The following is an 18,819-nucleotide window of genomic DNA, read 5'->3' on the forward strand; positions in this document are numbered from 1 at the left end:
GGAACGTTCTGAGGAACCACATGCAAGATCAGGGAGAGCAGCCCCGAATACCGCTCTGGGGCGCAATGACCCTGTACGTGTGCGCAGGTCTGCTGTGGCTCTGGGGCGTGGAATGGCTGCTGGCGCACCTGCAGATTCCGCCCGAGGCGGCGGCGCAGCGGCGCATGCTGTCCTCGGTGACCCTGGTGCTGGTCACGGCCGTGGGCGGCGGCTGGCTGCTGTGGCGCATGCGCCGTGGAGAGCGCACTGCCCATGCCGCGATGGCCGCAGGGCGGGAGGCCGACGAACGCCAGCGCCTGGCCGCCGCCGTGGTGGACAACACCATGGAGGGCGTGGTCGTCACCGACGCGCGCAGCCGCATCCTCTCGGTCAACAGCGCCTTCACGCGGCTGCTGGGCTATACCGAGCAGGAGATGCTGGGCAAGACCCCGCGCATGTTCAAGTCCGGCCGCCACGACAAGGCCTTCTACGAGGCCATGTGGGACAGCATGCAGGCCACGGGCCACTGGCAGGGCGAGATCTGGAACCGCCGCAAGAACGGCGAGGTCTTCCCCGAGCGCATGTCGCTCAGCGCCGTCAAGGACGCACAGGGCAAGGTCACGCACTACGTATGCATGTTCACCGACATCTCGGCCGAGAAGGCGCGCGAGGCCCAGCTCGAATTCCTGGCCCACCGCGACATGCTCACCGGCCTGCCCAACAGCGTGCGCTTCACAGCGCTGCTGGAAGACGCCGTGGCCGAGGCGGCCGCCGAGCAGGGCACGCTGGCCGTGATGCTGCTGAACATCGATCGCTTCAAGGACGTCAACGACAGCTACGGCCACGCCATTGGCGATCAGGTGCTGCGCCACATCGCCGCCCGTGTGCACGACTCCCTGGGACCCCAGGACCTCATAGGTCGCATGGCCGGTGACGAGCTGGCCGTGCTGTGCAAGGGCATGAGCGAGCGCGGCGACGCCATCGCCCGTGCACGGCAACTGATCGCGGCGGCCGGCCAGCCCTGGAGCTCGCCCGACGGCCTGTCCGTCATGGCCGGCGTCAGCGTGGGCATCTGCATGTATCCCTCCCACGCCGGCAATGCCCAGGACCTGCTGCAGGGCGCGCACGCCGCCGTCTACGGCGCCAAGTCGCGCAGCGGCCGTGCCTGGTGCTTCTTCGAGGAAGACATGACCTCGGCCGCACGCGAGCGGCTGGCCATGGAGGCACGGCTGCGGCAGGCCATAGACCTGGGCCACCTGCGCCTGTACTTCCAGCCCCAGATCGACCTGGCCACGGGCCGCCTGGTGGGCGCCGAGGCCCTGGTGCGCTGGCTGGACCCGGACGAGGGCCTCATCTCCCCGGCACGCTTCATTCCCGTGGCCGAAAGCTCGGGCGTCATCGGCGCGCTGGGCCTGTGGGTGCTGCGCGAGGCCTGCGCCCAGGGTCAGCGCTGGCGCGATCAGGGCCTGCCCGAGATGACCATCGCGGTCAATGTCTCGCTGCACCAGTTCCTGCTGACCGACATCGCCGGTGCCACCGCCGACGCGCTGGCCGCCACGGGCTTCGCTCCGCACTGCCTGGAACTGGAGATCACCGAAAGCGCCCTGGCCGAGCGCCCCGAGGAGGCCCTGGCCGTCATGCGACGCCTGCGCGCCCAGGGCCTGCGGCTGGCCATCGACGACTTCGGCACCGGCTATTCCTCGCTCGCCCACCTCAAGCGCTTTCCGCTGGACCTGCTCAAGATCGACCAGGGCTTCATCCGCGATATCCCGCACAGCGCGGACGACATGGCCATCAGCGGATCGGTGATCGCGCTGGGGCATGCCATGGGGCTCAAGGTTCTGGCCGAGGGCGTGGAGACGGCCGAGCAACTGGCATTCCTGCGCGGCAAGGGGTGCGACTTCTTCCAGGGCTATCTGTGCAGCAAGCCCTTGCCCGCACAGGCGTTTGGGGAGTGGGTGTCGGACAACCAGGGCATGTGGGCCGTGCAGGGCTGATCGCCCGATGCACGGCGGGCCGAGGCCCGGCCCCTGCTCCACCACTCAGGCCAGGGGACCCGAGCGAATCGACGGCAAATCAGGCCAACGCCTCCGCCGGCCCAAAGAATTCATAGCGGACCTGCCCTTCCGGCACCCCCAACACCCGCAACGACTCCTTCACCGACCGCATGAACGGCCGCGGTCCCAGGAAATACACATCGGCATCCACTGAAGGCAGCCACTCACCCAACTGCCGGGCGGTCAGCAGCCCCTGCGCATCGGCCTCATCGCCCTCCTCCACCCGGTCATAGCAGTAGTACCGGCTGAGCTGCGGATGCACTGCGGCCAGCGCATCCACACGTTCACGGAAGGCATGCACCCCGCGCTCGCGTGCGCAGTGGATGAAGACCACGGGCCGCCGGGTCGGCAAGGCCGCATCCAGCATGGGCAGGGTCGGCGTGATGCCCACGCCACCGCTGATCAGCACCAGCGGACGCTCGCCGGGCTGCAGCGTGAAGTGGCCTGCGGGCGGGAACAGCTGCAGCGTGTCGCCGACGCGGACCCGGTCGTGCAGGAAGTTGGAGACCTTGCCGCCTGCCTCGCGCTTGACGCTGATGCGCAGGCTGCGGCCATCGGCGGGCGCGGACAGCGAGTAGTTGCGCCGCTGCTCCTGGCCGTCCACCACCAGGCGCAGGCCGATGTACTGGCCGGGCTGGTGGGCGATCACGGGGCCGCCATCGGCCGGCACCAGGTAGAACGAGGTGATCTCGGCGCTTTCCGCCACCTTGTCCGCGACCACGAAGGCACGCTCGCCGCGCCAGCCGCCTTCGGCCGCCGCCGTGCGGTCATAGGCCTGGCGCTCGGCGCCGATCAGGATGTCGGCCAGTTGCTGGTAGGCGGCGCCCCAGGCATCGATGACCTCGTCGGTGGCGATCTCGGCGCCCAGCACTTCGCGGATGGCGCGCAGCAGGCAGGTGCCGACGATGGGGTAGTGCTCGGGCTGCACCTGCAGCGCAACGTGCTTGTTGATGATCTGCGCGGGCAGATCGCCCAGGGCTTCGAGCCGGTCGATGTGCTTGGCGTACATGAGCACGCTATAGGCCAGGGCACGCGGCTGGGCACCGCTTTGCTGGTGGGCCATGTTGAACAGGGCGCGCACCTCGGGGTACTCGCCCAGCATGGTCTGGTAGAAGTGGGTGATCAGCGCCTCGCCGCCGGTTTCAAGCAGCGGGACGGTGGATTGGACGATGGCACGTTGGCGGTCGGTCAGCACAAGAAACTCCTTGGGTACGGGGACGGGCATGCCCGAAGCGATGGCGGGCATGCCTTGACAAAGGCAAGTGCCGTGCCAGGACTGCAGCCCTTGCAGAACAAGGGTTTGGCGTTTCATGCGTCAATATGACCTTCGTCAAATCGAGTCTTTTTGACAGCGATTGCAGTCTTTATGACCACATCCACCGCCCTGCATGCCCTGACCCCTCTGGTGGCCGACCTGGCCCAGGACCTGCCCGAGCGCGAGCGCTTTCGCCGCCTGCTGGCAGCCCTGCGCGCCGTGCTGCCGGCCGATGCCGCCGCCCTGCTGCGGCTGGAGGGCGAGTGGCTGCGGCCCGTGGCCATCGATGGCCTGGTGCCCGATGCGCTGGGCCGGCGCTTTCGCATTGCCGAGCACCCGCGCTTCGCCCAGCTGCTGGCGGCGGGCCAGGCCATGCGCTTTGCGCCCGACAGCCCGCTGCCCGATCCCTATGACGGCCTGGTGGCCCAGGGCCACGGGCCGCTGGAGGTCCACGACTGCATGGGCTGCGTGCTGCAGACGGGCGGCCTGCCCTGGGGCCTTCTCACGCTGGACGCGCTGGACCCGGGGCGCTTTGCCGACCCCGCCGCGCTGGCGGCGCTGCAGGCCTTCAGCAACCTGGCGGCGGCCACCGTGACCACGGCCGAGCGGCTGCGCCGGTTGGCGCGCAGTGCGCGCGCCCTGCCCGCGCCCGGCGCCGCCCCGGGGGGCGATTCATCGCGTCCGCTGATCGGCCAGAGCCCGGCCATGCGCGCGCTGCAAAAGGACATCGCCCTGGTCGCGGCCAGCGACCTCAACGTGCTGATCACGGGCGAGACCGGCACGGGCAAGGAACTGGTGGCCCAGGCCGTGCATGCGCAGTCGGCGCGTGCAGGCCGGGCGCTGGTCAGCATCAACTGCGCGGCCCTGCCCGACAACCTGGTCGAAAGCGAGCTGTTCGGCCATGTGCGCGGCGCCTTCACGGGCGCGCTGTCCGAGCGCAGCGGCAAGTTCGAGCAGGCCGACCAGGGCACGCTGTTCCTGGACGAGGTGGGCGAGCTGTCCCTGCCCGTGCAGGCCAAGCTGCTGCGCGTGCTGCAAAGCGGCCAGCTGCAGCGCCTGGGCTCGGACCGAGAACACCATGTGGACGTGCGCGTGATCGCCGCCACCAACCGCGACCTGGCCGCCGAGGTGGCGGCAGGCCGCATGCGCGCCGATTTCTTCCACCGCCTGAGCGTGTACCCGCTGCGCGTGCCCGCGCTGCGCGAGCGCGACAGCGACGTGCTGATGCTGGCCGGCTTCTTCCTCGAGGAAAACCGTTCGCGCCTGGGCCTGGGCGGCCTGCGCCTGCACCCCGCCGCGCAATCTGCCTTGCTCGCCCAGGAATGGCCCGGCAATGTCCGGCAGCTGGAGCACCTCATCAGTCGCGGCGTGCTGCGGGCGCTGAGCCGTGCGCCCTCCACCGCTCCAGCCGGTGGCCGGGCTCGCATGGTCACGCTGGGCCAGGCCGATCTCCGGGATGACGCGCAGCCCCCGGCGACGGGCACCCCGTCCCTGCCCGTCCCACAGGCCGCATCGCCCGGCGCCAGCCCCCAAGGCCTGCGCGAAGCCGTGGAGAGCTACGAGCGCCATCTGATCGACGCCAGCCTGCAGCGCCACCAAGGCAGCTGGGCCGCCGCCGCACGCGAACTGCAGATGGACCGCGCCAACCTGCAGCGGCTGGCGCGGCGGCTGGGACTGGTCAGGCAGGACGCCTGAGCGACTTCAGCCACCCATACCCGCTCACCAGCAGCACCCCCGCCAGCACCATCAGTGCCCCTGCCAGGAAGTTGGGCTCGATGGGCTCGCTGAGCAGCCAGGCACCGAAGACCACGCCGAAGATGGGCGTCATGAAGGAGAACACGCCCAGGCGCGAGGCCAGGTATTGCGTGAGCAGCCAGAACCAGACCAGGAAGCTCACGAAGCAGACCAGCACGGACTGGAAGGCCAGGCCGGCCCAGGCCAGCGGCGTGGGCTCGAAGCGGGTCTGGCCCAGCAGGAAGGCGGCGGGCAGGAGCAGCGCAAAGCCGGTGGCCAGTTGGTAGAGCAGGGTCTGCGCGGCGGGCAGCGATGCCAGCCGCGTGGTGCGGATGGCCACCGTGGTGGCGCCCCAGGCCACGCCGGCGGCCAGCGCCAGCAGGTCGCCCAGCAGCATGGCGGCGCCGGCTGCCTTCGAAGGCTTGCCGCCGCCCAGGAAGGCCAGCGCTATGCCGGCAAAGGCCAGTGCGATGCCCAGCCATTGCAGCGGCGCCAGGCGCTCCGAGGGCAGCTTCCAGTGCAGGCCCAGCGCCGCGAACACGGGGGCGGAATACAGGAAGACCACCACATGGGCGGCCGAGGTGTGGTTGATGCTCTCGCCCACCAGCAGGAATTCCAGCGCAAACAGCGTGCCCACGGCCAGGCCCGGGCGCCAGCTGCCGTCGCCCCACTGCACGCGCATGCCGCGCCAGCGCATGAACAGCCACACCAGCACGGCGCCCACGCCCGAGCGCAGCGCGATCTGCAGCGTGGGCGCAATGGCATCGGCCGTGGCCTTGAGCAGGATCTGCTGCAGGCTCCAGATCAGGCACAGCATGAGCATCAGCGCGGCGGCGCGCGCGTCCAGCGGTTTGCGTGAATCCACGGCATATCCCTTTCAACGACCGTAAAAAAGCCGGCCCGCAGGCCGGCTTTGCATCAAGCGGGGGCTGGCCCGGCCAGCGGGCCGGCCATCACTTGATGCCCAGCAGTTCCACCTCGAAGTTCAGCGTGGCGTTGGGCGGGATCACGCTGCCCGCGCCACGGCTGCCGTAGGCGATGGAGGGCGGGCAGGTCAGCTTGGCCTTGCCGCCGACCTTCATCTTCTGCACGCCTTCGGTCCAGCAGGGAATCACGCCGGTCAAGGGGAACTCGATGGGCTGGCCGCGCGTGATGGAGCTGTCGAAGTCCTTGCCCGTGTCGGGGAAGTAGCCGCGGTAGTGCACGCGCACCGTGTCGCTGGCCTTGGGGCTGGCGCCCGTGCCTTCCTTGAGGCTTTCATAGACCAGGCCGCTGGCCGTGGTCACGGGCTGGGCCGCATGGGCCGCCACGCCGGTCAGTGCGGCGAGCATCAGGCCGCAGGAGGCGGCCAGGGTGGTGAGGGTCTTGTTCATGAGGGTTCTTTCAAATCAAAAAATGCATTCAACAGCAATGCCATGCCGTGCGGCCTCAAGCGCTAACACTGCCTGAAGGCGGGACGCCGAGCAAGAGCCGCCTCGCAGCGAGGGCGTCGTCCCCTGGGGGAAGCGGCGCAGCCGCTCAGGGGGTGCCATTTACACCGATATCGTCCAGCGCTTTGGCGATGTGGCCGACGGTGCGGTCCACGTTGTGCCATTTTTCCAGGCCGAACAGGCCGATGCGGAAGGTCTTGAAGTCCGGGCCTTCGTCGCACTGCAGGGGCACGCCCGAGGCGGTCTGCAGGCCGGCTTCCATGAACTTCTTGCCGCTCTGGATGCCGGGGTCGGTGGTGTAGCTGACGACCACGCCGGGGGCCTTCCAGCCTTCGGCCGCCACGCTGGGAAAGCCGCGCGATTCCAGCAGGGCACGCACCTTGGCGCCCAGGGCGATCTGCTCGTCGCGCACCTTGGCGAAGCCGTAGGCACGCGTCTCCAGCATCACGTCGCGCAGGCGGACCAGAGCGTCGGTGGGCATGGTGGTGTGGTAGGCGTGCTGGCCTTTTTCGTAGCCCTCGGCGATCTGCATCCACTTCTTGAGATCGCAGGAGAAGCTGGAGCTTTGCGTGTGCTCGATGGCTTCGCGCGCGCGCTGCGAGAGCATGACCATGGCGCAGCACGGCGAGCTGCTCCAGCCCTTTTGCGGCGCGCTGATCAGCACGTCCACGCCGGTCTTTTCCATGTCCACCCACATGGCGCCCGAGGCCACGCAGTCCAGCACGAAGAGTGCGCCCACCTCGTGCGCGGCATCGGCCACGGTGCGCAGGTAGCTGTCGCTGAGGATGATGCCGCTGGCCGTCTCCACATGGGGGGCGAACACGACCTTGGGTTTTTCAGTGCGGATGGCGGCGGCCACGTCCTCGGCCGCGCAGGGCGCCCAGGGGTCCTGGCTGCCCGGTCCCTGGCGACGCGCCTTGCAGACCACGGCGCCGCCGCCCAGGCCGCCTTCCTCGAAGATCTGGGTCCAGCGGTAGCTGAACCAGCCGTTGCGCACGATGAGCACCTTTTCGCGGTTGGCGAACTGGCGCGCCACGGCCTCCATGCCGAAGGTGCCGCTGCCCGGCACCAGCACGGCCGTGTGGGCGTGGTAGACCTCCTGCAGCGTGGTGAGGATGTCCTGCATCACGCCCGCGAAGCGCTTGGACATGTGGTTGAGCGCGCGGTCGGTGTAGACCACCGAGAATTCGAGCAGGCCGTCGGGATCGATATCGGGCAGAAGTCCGGGCATGGGGAGTCTCCAGAGGCAGCGGGGCCTGCACCGCAGGCCCGCCATCATGTTCGTCGGAAAGGCGGCCAGCTTAGCATGCCGTCCGTGGCGTTTTCAGGGCCTACCAGGTGTCCACGAAGCCGGCTTGGGCAGGCGCAACGCGCGCCCCTGCCAGGCCGCGCGACAGCCAGGCGCGCGTGTCGGCGGGGTCGATGACGGCGTCGATCTCCAGCGTGCCGGCCATGTGCATGGCCTCGCCGTGGGCGTACTGCTGGGCCAGCAGCCGGTCGAACAGGGCGTTGCGTTCGGCGCCCTCGGGCAGGGCCTCCAGTTCCTTGCGAAAGCCCAGGCGCACGGCGCCTTCCAGACCCATGGCACCGAACTCGCCCGTGGGCCAGGCCACGTTGAACACCGGCGCATGGAAGCTGCCGGCCGTCATGCCCATGGCCCCCAGGCCGTAGCCCTTGCGCAGCACCACGCTGAAATACGGCACGCGCAGCTTGGCCGCCGTGACGAACAGGCGGCTGACATGGCGCACCTGGGCCGTCTTCTCGATCTCGGGGCCGACCATGAAGCCGGGCGTGTCCACCAGGCTCACGATGGGCAGGCCATGGGCATTGCACAGCTGCATGAAGCGCGCGGCCTTGTCGGCCGCATCGGCGTCGATGGCACCGCCCAGGTGGGAGGGGTTGTTGGCCATCAGCCCCACGGGCCGGCCTTCGATGCGCGCCAGCGCCGTGTGGATGCCTGCGCCAAAGCCCGTGCGCAGCATCAGCAGGCTGCCTTCGTCCACCAGATGCGCCATGGCCGCACGCGTGTCATAGGCACGCAGCCGGTTCTCGGGCACCACATGGCGCAGGGCGCGCGTGTCGGGCGCGGTCCACTCCGTGGTGCGGCCCTGGAAGAAGGACAGGTAGTGGCGCGCGGCGGCCACGGCTTCGGCCTCGTCCTCGACCAGCACGTCGATCACGCCATTGGCATGCTGCACGCTGCTGGGACCGATCTGCTCGGGCCGGAAGACGCCCAGCCCGCCGCCCTCGATCATGGCCGGCCCGCCCATGCCGATGCAGCTGGCGCGCGTGGCGATGATCACATCGCTGCAGCCGAGCAGGGCTGCGTTGCCCGCGAAGCAGCGGCCATGGGTGATGCCGATCACGGGCACCTGGCCCGACAGGGCCGCATAGGCCGCGAAGGTGTGCACATGCAGGCCGGCGACCACGGGCGTGTCGGTGTCACCGGGCCGCCCGCCGCCGCCTTCGGCGAACAGCACCACGGGCAGCTTCTGCGCCAGCGCAATGCCCAGCATGCGGTCGGTCTTGGCATGGTTGCGCGCGCCCTGGGTGCCCGCCAGCACGGTGGCGTCGTAAGACATGACGACGGCGCGCGAGCGCTCCTGGCCGAACTGCGCGCCGTTGATGGAGCCCATGCCCGTGACCATGCCGTCGGCCGGCGTGTTGGCGATCAGGTCGTCCATGCTGCGCCGGCGCGTCTGCGCGGCAATGGCCAGCGCACCGTACTCGATGAAGCTGCCTGCGTCGCAGAGGTCGGCGATGTTCTCGCGCGCGCTGCGGCTGCCCTGGGCATGGCGTTTGGCCATGGCCTCGGGCCGGGCGGTGTCCAGCGTGAAGGCATGGCGGTCGATGACGCGGCGCAGGTCGGCCCGGATGTGGTCCGGGTCCTGGGCGATCTGCTGCGCGCGTGCGTCGGCCTGCACGCCTTCGGCGGCGGCCAGCACCAGCAAGGGCTGGTCCTGGGCCACATAGGCACCGGCCTCGGCCAGCCGTTGGGTGATGGTGCCGGCCTGCGGCGCCAGCAGCACATGCTCCATCTTCATGGCTTCGAGCACGCCCAGCTCGGCGCCTGCAGCCACGGCATCGCCCACGGCCACGCTCCACTGCACGATGCGCGCGGGCATGGGGGCCGTGATGGCGCCTTCGGGGACGGGCGCGCCAGCAGCCTCGGCCGCCATCGGCACATCGGCGGCCACAGCCGTGCGGCGCGCGCCTTCGGCCAGCGCCTGGGCGTCCGCCACCAATTCGGGAAGGGCCTCTTCAAGCCAGCGTGTGTGCACGGCCTGCGATGCCATCTCGGGCCGCCGGGCCAGCGCCTGCAGCAGCGGCAGGTTGGTGGCCAGCCCGTCGATGCGGCATTCGTCCAGTGCGCGACGTGCGCGGCGAAGCACGTCTTCAAAGCGCGGCCCGCTGCTGTGCACGATGAGCTTGGCCAGCAGCGTGTCGTAGTGCGGCGAGGGGCTGGCGCCCGCCACCGCATGCGTGTCGATGCGGATGCCGGGGCCGGCCGGCCACTGCAGTGCGCCTATGCGCCCGCTGCCCGGGCGCGACTGGCCTGCGGCATCCAGCGTCTCGGCATTGATGCGCCACTGCATGGCATAGCCGCGCGGCGCGGGCGGTGTCCTGGCATCCAGGCCCAGCTCGCCCAGGTGATCGCCCGCCGCCACGCGGATCTGGGCCTGCACCAGGTCGATGCCGAAGACTTCCTCGGTGATGGTGTGCTCGACCTGCAGGCGCGGGTTGGCCTCGATGAAGACATAGGGCAGGGAGTCGGAGGCGGCATCGACCAGGAATTCGAAGGTGCCCAGGCTCTCGTAGCCGATCTCGGCGGCCATGCGCAGCGCGTCGCGCGTGATGCGCTCGCGCAGCGGCTGCGCCAGGCTGGGGCTGGGCGCGATCTCGACCAGCTTCTGGAAGCGCCGCTGCAGCGTGCATTCCCGTTCGCCCAGCGCGATGGGGCCTGCGCCGCCGTCGCCCAGGATCTGCACCTCGATATGGCGTGCGCCCGTCATCAGCCGCTCCACATAGACGCCGTCCACGCCGAAGGCGGCGCGCGCCTCGCTGCGGCAGCGCTCGTAGGCGGCAGGCAGGTCCTCGGCGCGCGCCACGGCACGCATGCCGCGCCCGCCGCCGCCGCCGATGGCCTTGACCATGATGCCGCTGGCGCCCCCGGCCTGCTGCGCCTCGAAGAAGGCCTGGGCCTGTTCCAGCGTGACAGCCTCGCTGCTGCCCGGCATCAGCGGCACGCCGCAGCGGCGCGCCAGATCGCGTGCGCGGGCCTTGTCGCCCAGCAGCGCCAGGTGCTCCGGCGCGGGGCCGATGAAGCGCAGGCCCGCATCGGCGCAGGCCTGGGCAAAGCCCGCGTTCTCGCTGAGAAAGCCGTAGCCCGGATGGATGCCGTCGCAGCCGTGCTCGCGCGCAATGCGCAGCAGGTGGGCGCCGTCCAGGTAGGCCGAGGGGCCGCTGGCGCCCAGGGGCACGGCTGCATCGGCAGCGGATACATGGGGCGCCTGCGCATCGTCTGCGGCATAGACGGCCAGGCTCGGCACACCCAGCTCGCGCAGCGCGCGCACGATGCGCAGCGCGATCTCGCCGCGGTTGGCAATCAGGATCTTCTGGAACATGGGTAAAAGGTCCGGTATCAATGGTCAACAGCGTTTGCAACTGGCGCCCTCAAATGCAAGGGGCACCGAGGAAGGGCCGCCCCGCACCGAAGGTGTCGTCCCCCTCCCCCGCGAAGCGGGTAGAGAGGGGGAAGGCGCGAAGCGACTCAGGGGGTGTCTTTCAACATCCTGCGCAGCACCTTGCCCGCGCCGGTGGCGGGCAGCGCCTCGATGAAACGCACCTCGCGCGGCGCCTTGTAGCTGGCCATGTTCTCGCGCGACCACTGCACCAGGTCCTCGGCCGCGATCTGCTGGCCCGGCCGCGTGACGATGAAGGCGCGCACGACCTCGCCCTTGTGCGGGTCGGGCACGCCGATCACGGCGGCCTGGGCCACGGCCGGATGCTTGATGAGGATGGCCTCCACCTCCTCGGGGAAGACGCTGTAGCCCGAGACCTTGATCATTTCCTTGAAGCGGCCGATGAAGGTCAGGTAGCCATCGGCGTCGATGCGGCCCATGTCGCCCGTGTGCACCCAGCCGTTCTTCAGGGTCCTGGCCGTGGCCTCGGGCTTGTTCCAGTAGCCCTTGAAGTTGCCGGGGCCGCGGATGGTGATCTCGCCCACTTCGCCGGCCGGCAGCGGCTCGCCGGTCTCGGGGTCGATGATGCGCACCTCGTTGCCCGGCAGCGGCTTGCCGTGCGTGCCCCAGCGGATGGCGTCGCCCGGCATGGAGGTGTCCATGGTGTGGGTCTCGCTCAGGCCATAGGCCGCCTCGCTGGAGATGCAGTTCGGGGTGAAGCGCTTCCACTGCCGCGCCAGCTCCTCGGTGTAGGCGATGCCGAAGCTGGTCACGGTGTTACGGCGCAGCGCGGAAAAGTCCATGGCCTCCACGCCCGGCAGCTGCATCACGGCCACGTTCATGGGCGCGATGCTGTACCACCAGGTCACGCGGTAGCGCTCCAGGGCCTGGGCCACGGCCAGCGGGTCGAATCGGTGCAGCAGCACGCAGGTGGCGCCGCTGTGCACGGGCATGTTCACGCCCATGGACATGCCGGCAATGTGATAGAGCGGCGCCACGGCCAGCAGCATGTCCCCGGCGTTCACGCCCGTGGCACTGGAGGCGCCGGCCGTCTTGCTGGCCGCGTTGCCGTAGCTGAGCATGGCGCCCTTGGGCAGGCCCGTGGTGCCCGAGGTATAGGTCATCAGCGAGACATCGTCCATGGCGACATCGACGGGCACGGGCTTGGCGCCGCTGTGCATGACATCCCAGAACGATTCCACGCCCTCGGGCAGCGGCTGCACGGGGGCCTGCAGTTCGGGCGGCAGCGCCAGCGTGGCCGATTCAGGAAGCCAGTCGCCATAGCGCACGGCCAGCACATGCCTGAGCGCCGTGCTGGCGCGCACCTTGTCCACCACGGGCAGCAGCACATCGGCCGCGACGATGACGCGGGCCTTGAGGTCATCGAGCTGGTACTGCAGCTCATGCTCCTTGTTCAGCGGCCCGCAGGGGCAGACGATGGCGCCGACTTTCTGGATGCCGTAGTGCGCCACGATGTACTGCGGGCAGTTGTTCATGAACAGCGCCACGGGCTCGCCCCGGCCCACGCCCAGCGCCTGCAGCCGCGCGGCAAAGGCGTCGCTGGCCGCATCCACCTCGGCCCAGCTGATGTGGCGGCCATACCAGATGTAGGCGTCGCGGCCGGGGTGGTTGCGCGCATTGCGGCGCAGGGCCTCATGCAGGGGAATGAGGGTCTCGGAATCCGCCATGCTTGTCTCCTGGGTGTCTGGCCATCCCGGAACCAGTCCTAAGGGATAGCCTTGATTTGTTTTGGGGTCCAGCGGCTTGCCAATATATACCCGCTGGTAGAACATTGCTACCCATCGGTATAACCATCGCAGCCACCGACGCGACACGAGATTCCCGCATGCCCAAGCCCCCTGTCACCCCGCGCGGCCGCCAGCGCCTTCCCACGGCCGGCTCCGATGAAAAGCGCGAACGCATCCTCAAGGCGGCCGAGGCCCTGTTCGACCGCAACGGCTACGCCAACACCACGATGGAGCAGATCGTCCAGGCCCTGGGCGTGACCAAGCCCTTCGTCTACTACTACTTCCGCAACAAGCAGGAGATCTTCGAGACCCTGTGCTGGGCGCCCACCGAGGCCTGCTTCACGGTGCTGGACTTCGCAGCCGACGATCCGCGCGCCGCGCACGAGAAGGCCGTGGACGGCCTGCAGCGCCTGATCGCGGCCACCATTGCCCACTATCCGGCGGCCTTCTTTCCGTACCGCGAGCCCCAGGCCTTCAGCCCTGCGTACATGAAGGCCTCGCGCACGCTGGCGCGCCAGTTCTACCGCCAGTTCTGCGCGCTGCTCGAAGAAGGCCGCGCCAGCGGCCACCTGGACTTTCGCGAGACACGCATCACCGCCCAGGCCGCCTGCAGCCTGCCGGGCTTTCTCTACAACTGGTACCGCCCCGGCGGCCGCCTGGGCACGGCCGAGATGGTGGCCGAGCTGACCGAGCTGGCCAGCCGCGTGCTGGGCCTGCGCACGGCGCCAGCCACCATGCCCGAAGCCATTGCCGCATCCCCCGCGAAAAAGACGCCTGCACGGCGCAGCCGGCTCCGCGCCGAGCCGCCCGGCAAGGACTGACGACCATTCCTTCGAGGAGACAAGACATGCCCGTACGCCGCTTTTCCCGGCCATCCATCGTTCTCGCCGCCGCCCTGCTGTGCGCCACGGCCGCCCACGCCCAGGGAACCGACACGTTCAAGATCGCCTTCATCGACCCGCTGTCCGGCCCCTTCGTCAGCACGGGCGAGCTGATGCGCGACCACGTGCAATACGCGGTCGAGGACGTGAACGCCAAGGGCGGGCTGTTCAACGGCGCGAAGCTGCAGCTGCTGCAGTTCGACAGCAAGCTCTCGGCCCAGGAAAGCCAGGCCGCGTTGCAGGCGGCCATTGACCAGGGCGCGCGCGTGGTGGTGACGGGAGGTTCGGGCTCTTCGGTGGTGGCGGCGCTGGTGCAGGCGGCATCGCGTCACAACCAGCGCAATCCGGGCAAGGAGGTGCTGGTGCTCAACCACTCCTCCATCGACCCCGAGCTGACGGGCAAGGCCTGCAGCTTCTGGCATTTCATGTTCGATGCCAACACCGCCATGCGCATGCAGGCGATTGCCAGCTACATCAAGACCCAGCCGGGCATCCGCAAGGTCTACCTGCTCAACCAGGACTACGCCCACGGCAAGCAGTGGGCGGCGTACGGGCGCCAGATGGTGAGCGCGGCCCGGCCCGACATCCAGTTCACGGGCGAGATGCTCCACCCCATAGGCCGGGTCAAGGACTTCGCACCCTATGTGGCCAAGATCAAGGAAACGGGGGCGGACTCGGTGATCACGGGCAACTGGGGCCAGGACCTGACGCTCCTGCTCAAGTCCGCTGCCGACTCGGGCTATGACCTGCGCTACTTCAACCACAGCGCAGGCGGCATGCCGGGCACGGTGACATCCTTCGCCCAGACCCGCATCGGCCAGCTGACCTGGGTGGCCGAATGGCACCCGGGCCAGGCCGGCCGCCCGCTGGCCGACGCCCGCGCCCAGGAATACAAGGCCCGCATGGGCAAGGACTTCCTGGCACCGCGCATGGACCTGGTGCCGCGCATGCTGGCCGCCGCCATGGCCAAGGCACAGTCCACCGAACCCGTGAAGATCGCGCTGGCCATGGAGGATTTGCAGATGGACACCGTGGTCGGCCCCGTGCGCATGCGCGGCAAGGACCACCAGCTGCTGCTGCCCCAGGTGGTCAACACCATCGCGCCCGTGGACGGCAAGCTGGTCAAGGCCGGTTGGGAAGGCACGAACTACGGCTTTCGCACCGATGCCGTCTACACGCCCGAGCAGGTGGAATTGCCCACGGACTGCCAGATGAAGCGGCCCGGCGGGCGCTGAGGCGGCCTGCCCCGCCAGCCAAGCCAGCTACGCCCTGGTCAGCGCGGGGCGTAGTTTCGTTGGCCAAAGATGCCGCTGCCCACGCGCACCATCGTGCTGCCTGCGGCCACGGCCGCTTCCAGGTCGCCGGTCATTCCCATGGATACCGTGTCGAAGCGCTCCAGCCCCGGCAGGCCGCTGGCGCGGATCTGTTCGAAGACGGCCGTGGCGCGGGCATGCACCTCGCGCTGGGCCTCGAAGCCCGGCGCATCGTCGGGAATGCTCATCACGCCGCGCAGCGCCAGGCGCGGCAGTTGCACGATGGCAGCGGCCAGCTCCAGCGCCTGCTGCGGCGCCACGCCGGCCTTGGTCTCGCCGCCATCCACGTTCAGCTGGATGCAGACCTGCAGCGGCGCCAGGCCCTCGGGGCGCTGGGCCGACAGGCGCTCGGCGATCTTCAGGCGGTCCACGGTCTGGGCCCAGTCGAAATGCTCGGCCACCAGGCGCGTCTTGTTGCTCTGGATGGGGCCTATGCAATGCCATTGCAGGGCCTCTCCGCCCGGCAGGCCCATGGCGCGCACGGCGGCGATCTTTTCCACGCCCTCCTGGATGTAGTTCTCGCCGAAGCTGCGCTCGCCGGCCAGCACGGCCTCGCGCACGGCGTCGGCACCGAAGGTCTTGGAGACGGACAGCAATTGCACCGAGCCGGACGCCCTGCCCGCCTGCGCGCAGGCCGAGGCAATCCGTTCGTGAATCTGTTGAAGCTTGTTTTCAATCGTCGTCATAATTGCCGCCAGCGTACCAAACGAGGGAGCGAACTCCGTGGACATCACCCAATTGCTGGCATTCAGCGTCAAGAACAAGGCCTCCGACCTGCACCTGTCCGCGGGGCTGCCGCCGATGATCCGTGTGCACGGCGATGTGCGCCGCATCAATGTCGATCCGCTGGACCACAAGACGGTCCACGCCATGGTCTACGACATCATGAGCGACTCCCAGCGCAAGGCCTACGAGGAGTTCCTGGAGGTGGACTTCTCGTTCGAGATCGAGGGCCTGGCGCGCTTTCGTGTCAACGCCTTCAACCAGTACCGGGGCGCGGCCGCCGTCTTCCGGACCATTCCCAGCAAGATCCTGACGCTGGAGCAGCTCAACGCGCCGCGCATCTTCGGCGACCTGGCCCTGAAGCCGCGCGGCCTGGTGCTGGTGACCGGCCCCACGGGCTCGGGCAAGTCCACCACGCTGGCCGGCATGGTCAACCACCTCAACGAGACCGAGTACGGGCACATCCTGACGGTGGAGGACCCCATCGAATTCGTGCACGACTCCAAGAAGTGCCTGATCAACCAGCGTGAAGTCGGGCCGATGACGCAGTCGTTCTCGGCCGCCCTGCGCTCGGCGCTGCGCGAGGACCCGGACGCCATCCTGGTGGGCGAAATGCGTGACCTGGAAACCATCCGCCTGGCCATGACCGCAGCCGAGACGGGCCACTTGGTCTTCGGCACCCTGCACACCTCCAGCGCCGCCAAGACCATCGACCGCATCATTGACGTCTTCCCGGCCGAGGAAAAGGAGATGGTGCGCGCCATGCTCTCCGAATCGCTGCAGGCCGTGATCTCGCAGACGCTGTGCAAGACCAAGGACGGCCAGGGCCGCATCGCGGCCCACGAAATCATGCTGGGCACCAGCGCCATCCGCAATCTGATCCGCGAGGCCAAGGTGGCCCAGATGTACTCCACCATCCAGACGAGTCAGAATGTGGGCATGCAGACGCTGGACCAGAACCTGACCGATCTGGTGCGGCGCAACCTGATCAGCCCGGCGGAAGCCCGCGCCAAGGCCAAGATACCGGACAACTTCCCGGGCTGACCGCCACCCGCCCAGCCTCTCGCCACGCGCCATGAAAAGCATTTTCCGCAAGCTGCGAAGCGGCCAGGAGCCTTCGGCCCCGGCCTCCGAGTCGGCCTTCTTCACGACCACGCTGGCGGCGCATGGCTTCATGGACCCGCACACTCCTCCCGTTCCCTGGGAGGCACGAGCCATCGAGGTCGGGGCCACGCGGCTGCCGCGCGGCGGCGGGGGCCAGCTGGAGCAGCTGTGGTCGCGCGACCGCTACCTGGGCCAGCTGGATGCGGCCAGCCTGCAGCGGCTCAGTGAATACTTCATCTACGCGGCCGTGGCACCGCAACGCGACGTGATCCGCCAGGAAGAGAACGGCAGCTTCATGGCCGTGGTGCTGTCCGGCCAGATCGCCGTGGAGCGCCAGCAGCCCTGGGGCGAGCGCATGCGCCTGGCGCAGACGCGGCCCGGCGACATCCTGGGCGAGATGTCCCTGCTGGACGGCGGTCCGCGCTTTTCCAGCTGCACCACGCTGACCGACTGCGAGATCGGCGTGCTCAGCGCCGAGGCGCTGGACGAGATGATGGCCAAGGACGCCGCGCTGGCCGCCAAGCTGATGGCGCTGCTGGCGCGCAAGCTCTCGTTCCGGCTGCGCGCCATCAGCGTGCGCCTGGGCGAAGAGCAGCACACATAGACAGTGAGTGAGTGAGTTGAATATGAGGACGCCTGGCCCCTGCGGGCCGGACCGGCCTACCTGCAAATAACAAAACAACCTGTGCGCCACAACGGCGCGCAATGCCCGGGGGAATACGGCAATGGAAAGAGATCAGGCCACCAAGTTCATCAACGACCTGCTCAAGCTCATGGTCAGCCGCAACGGCAGCGACTTGTTCATCACGGCGGAATTCCCGCCGGCGATCAAGATCGACGGGCGCATCACCAAGGTGTCGCCGCAGCCGCTGTCGCCCGTGCACACGCTGACGCTGGCGCGCTCGGTCATGAGCGACAAGCAGATCGCCGATTTCGAGCGCACCAAGGAGTGCAACTTCGCCATCTCGCCGCCGGGCATAGGGCGCTTTCGCGTCAACGCCTTCATCCAGCAGGGCCGCGTGGGCATGGTGATGCGGACGATTCCGCTGGCCCTGCCCACCATCGACAGCCTGGGCGTGCCCCAGGTGCTCAAGGAGGTGGCCATGACCAAGCGCGGCCTGTGCATCCTGGTCGGCGCCACGGGCTCGGGCAAGTCCACCACGCTGGCCGCCATGGTGGACTGGCGCAACGAAAGCTCCTACGGCCACATCGTGACCATCGAGGACCCCATCGAATTCGTGCACCCGCACAAGAACTGCGTGGTCACGCAGCGCGAAGTGGGCCTGGACACGGACAGCTGGGACGCGGCGCTCAAGAACTCCCTGCGCCAGGCGCCGGACGTGATCCTGATGGGCGAAATCCGCGACCGCGAGACCATGGAGCACGCCATCGCCTTCTCGGAAACCGGCCACCTGTGTCTGGCCACGCTGCACGCCAACAGCGCCAACCAGGCGCTGGACCGCATCGTCAACTTCTTCCCCGAGGACCGCCGCCCGCAGCTGCTGATGGACCTGTCGCTGAACCTGCGCGCCATGGTCTCCCAGCGCCTGCTGCCCAAGCAGGACAGCAAGGGCCGCGTGGCCGCCATCGAGGTGATGCTCAACTCGCCGCTGATCTCCGACCTGATCTTCAAGGGCGAGGTCACCGAGATCAAGGAGATCATGAAAAAGAGCCGCAACCTGGGCATGCAGACCTTCGACCAGGCGCTGTTCGACCTGTTCGAGTCCAACCTGGTCACCTACGAGGATGCACTGCGCAATGCCGACTCGGTCAACGACCTGCGGCTGCAGATCAAGCTGGGCAGCCAGCGCGCCAAGTCGCTGGACCTGGCGGCGGGCACCGAGCATTTCGCCATCGTCTGAGGGGCGTGCCATGCACGCCCTGACCGCGCCTTCAGTGCGCTGAGCCGGCAT

General features: G+C 68.8%; 14 protein-coding genes. 7 read left to right on the forward strand and 7 right to left on the reverse strand.

The window, feature by feature from the left end:
- Window positions 1–20: 20 nt before the first annotated feature.
- Window positions 21–1,976: a putative bifunctional diguanylate cyclase/phosphodiesterase gene (locus tag IAE24_RS10735; RefSeq protein WP_013804419.1), complete on the forward strand. Its 1,956-nt coding sequence runs from the start codon at window positions 21–23 to the stop codon at window positions 1,974–1,976.
- 79 nt (window positions 1,977–2,055) lie between these two features.
- Here the strand turns inward: IAE24_RS10735 and hmpA are convergent, their stop codons facing one another.
- On the reverse strand, window positions 2,056–3,282 hold the full coding sequence (hmpA, locus tag IAE24_RS10740; RefSeq protein ID WP_199960531.1) for an NO-inducible flavohemoprotein: 1,227 nt from the start codon (window positions 3,280–3,282) through the stop codon (window positions 2,056–2,058).
- Between the two features lie 120 nt (window positions 3,283–3,402).
- Between hmpA and norR the strand changes: the two genes are divergently transcribed.
- A complete protein-coding gene (gene norR, locus IAE24_RS10745) occupies window positions 3,403–4,986 on the forward strand; it encodes a nitric oxide reductase transcriptional regulator NorR (RefSeq protein ID WP_199960532.1) in 1,584 nt (527 codons plus the stop codon).
- On the opposite strand, the gene IAE24_RS10750 is transcribed toward norR, so the two are convergent.
- The 5 genes from IAE24_RS10750 to IAE24_RS10770 form a co-directional block, all read right to left on the reverse strand.
- The gene (locus tag IAE24_RS10750; protein ID WP_034389992.1) at window positions 4,970–5,890 is read right to left on the reverse strand and encodes a DMT family transporter; all 921 of its coding nucleotides are present in this window, start codon (window positions 5,888–5,890) and stop codon (window positions 4,970–4,972) included. The two genes, norR and IAE24_RS10750, sit on opposite strands and share 17 nt — an antisense overlap.
- A gap of 88 nt (window positions 5,891–5,978) precedes the next feature.
- Window positions 5,979–6,398 carry an FKBP-type peptidyl-prolyl cis-trans isomerase gene (locus tag IAE24_RS10755; protein WP_047219586.1) on the reverse strand — a complete coding sequence of 140 codons (420 nt, stop codon included), beginning with the start codon at window positions 6,396–6,398 and terminating at the stop codon, window positions 5,979–5,981.
- A gap of 145 nt (window positions 6,399–6,543) precedes the next feature.
- Window positions 6,544–7,686, reverse strand: coding sequence for a pyridoxal-phosphate-dependent aminotransferase family protein (locus IAE24_RS10760; protein ID WP_061287232.1), 1,143 nt, complete (start codon window positions 7,684–7,686; stop codon window positions 6,544–6,546).
- 100 nt (window positions 7,687–7,786) lie between these two features.
- Window positions 7,787–11,080 carry a carboxyl transferase domain-containing protein gene (locus IAE24_RS10765; RefSeq protein ID WP_199960533.1) on the reverse strand — a complete coding sequence of 1,098 codons (3,294 nt, stop codon included), beginning with the start codon at window positions 11,078–11,080 and terminating at the stop codon, window positions 7,787–7,789.
- Window positions 11,081–11,226: 146 nt separating this feature from the next.
- Window positions 11,227–12,825, reverse strand: a complete 1,599-nt coding sequence (locus IAE24_RS10770; protein ID WP_199960534.1) for an AMP-binding protein — start codon at window positions 12,823–12,825, stop codon at window positions 11,227–11,229.
- Between the two features lie 158 nt (window positions 12,826–12,983).
- Here IAE24_RS10770 and IAE24_RS10775 point away from each other — a divergent pair, with 158 nt between their 5' ends.
- Complete coding sequence (locus IAE24_RS10775; RefSeq protein WP_199960535.1) at window positions 12,984–13,706, forward strand: TetR/AcrR family transcriptional regulator; 723 nt, start codon at window positions 12,984–12,986, stop codon at window positions 13,704–13,706.
- Window positions 13,707–13,732: 26 nt separating this feature from the next.
- Window positions 13,733–15,001, forward strand: coding sequence for a branched-chain amino acid ABC transporter substrate-binding protein (locus IAE24_RS10780; protein ID WP_199960536.1), 1,269 nt, complete (start codon window positions 13,733–13,735; stop codon window positions 14,999–15,001).
- 38 nt (window positions 15,002–15,039) lie between these two features.
- On the opposite strand, the gene IAE24_RS10785 is transcribed toward IAE24_RS10780, so the two are convergent.
- Window positions 15,040–15,765 (reverse strand): YggS family pyridoxal phosphate-dependent enzyme, encoded by a 726-nt coding sequence (locus IAE24_RS10785; protein ID WP_099734814.1) that lies wholly within the window; start codon window positions 15,763–15,765, stop codon window positions 15,040–15,042.
- 37 nt (window positions 15,766–15,802) lie between these two features.
- On the opposite strand from IAE24_RS10785, the gene IAE24_RS10790 reads away from it, so the two are divergent.
- The 3 genes from IAE24_RS10790 (at window position 15,803) to IAE24_RS10800 (ending at window position 18,768) form a co-directional block, all read left to right on the forward strand.
- Window positions 15,803–16,846, forward strand: a complete 1,044-nt coding sequence (locus IAE24_RS10790) for a type IV pilus twitching motility protein PilT (protein WP_012202999.1) — start codon at window positions 15,803–15,805, stop codon at window positions 16,844–16,846.
- Between the two features lie 31 nt (window positions 16,847–16,877).
- Window positions 16,878–17,510 carry a cyclic nucleotide-binding domain-containing protein gene (locus tag IAE24_RS10795; RefSeq protein WP_012202998.1) on the forward strand — a complete coding sequence of 211 codons (633 nt, stop codon included), beginning with the start codon at window positions 16,878–16,880 and terminating at the stop codon, window positions 17,508–17,510.
- Between the two features lie 121 nt (window positions 17,511–17,631).
- The gene (locus IAE24_RS10800; RefSeq protein WP_012202997.1) at window positions 17,632–18,768 is read left to right on the forward strand and encodes a PilT/PilU family type 4a pilus ATPase; all 1,137 of its coding nucleotides are present in this window, start codon (window positions 17,632–17,634) and stop codon (window positions 18,766–18,768) included.
- The last annotated feature ends 51 nt before the right edge of the window (window positions 18,769–18,819 follow it).

Source organism: Delftia sp. S65 (genome assembly GCF_016516495.1).
Lineage (GTDB): Bacteria > Pseudomonadota > Gammaproteobacteria > Burkholderiales > Burkholderiaceae_C > Comamonas > Comamonas acidovorans.

What these genes read in the sequence shown, in the direction of transcription:
- IAE24_RS10770 (WP_199960534.1), bottom strand. Translation starts at nt 12,825, where the DNA reads ATGGCGGATTCCGAGACCCTCATTCCCCTGCATGAGGCCCTGCGCCGC.
- norR (WP_199960532.1), top strand. Translation starts at nt 3,403, where the DNA reads ATGACCACATCCACCGCCCTGCATGCCCTGACCCCTCTGGTGGCCGAC.
- IAE24_RS10800 (WP_012202997.1), top strand. Translation starts at nt 17,632, where the DNA reads ATGGAAAGAGATCAGGCCACCAAGTTCATCAACGACCTGCTCAAGCTC.
- IAE24_RS10735 (WP_013804419.1), top strand. Translation starts at nt 21, where the DNA reads ATGCAAGATCAGGGAGAGCAGCCCCGAATACCGCTCTGGGGCGCAATG.
- IAE24_RS10795 (WP_012202998.1), top strand. Translation starts at nt 16,878, where the DNA reads ATGAAAAGCATTTTCCGCAAGCTGCGAAGCGGCCAGGAGCCTTCGGCC.
- IAE24_RS10765 (WP_199960533.1), bottom strand. Translation starts at nt 11,080, where the DNA reads ATGTTCCAGAAGATCCTGATTGCCAACCGCGGCGAGATCGCGCTGCGC.
- hmpA (WP_199960531.1), bottom strand. Translation starts at nt 3,282, where the DNA reads ATGCCCGCCATCGCTTCGGGCATGCCCGTCCCCGTACCCAAGGAGTTT.
- IAE24_RS10760 (WP_061287232.1), bottom strand. Translation starts at nt 7,686, where the DNA reads ATGCCCGGACTTCTGCCCGATATCGATCCCGACGGCCTGCTCGAATTC.
- IAE24_RS10775 (WP_199960535.1), top strand. Translation starts at nt 12,984, where the DNA reads ATGCCCAAGCCCCCTGTCACCCCGCGCGGCCGCCAGCGCCTTCCCACG.
- IAE24_RS10785 (WP_099734814.1), bottom strand. Translation starts at nt 15,765, where the DNA reads ATGACGACGATTGAAAACAAGCTTCAACAGATTCACGAACGGATTGCC.
- IAE24_RS10755 (WP_047219586.1), bottom strand. Translation starts at nt 6,398, where the DNA reads ATGAACAAGACCCTCACCACCCTGGCCGCCTCCTGCGGCCTGATGCTC.
- IAE24_RS10780 (WP_199960536.1), top strand. Translation starts at nt 13,733, where the DNA reads ATGCCCGTACGCCGCTTTTCCCGGCCATCCATCGTTCTCGCCGCCGCC.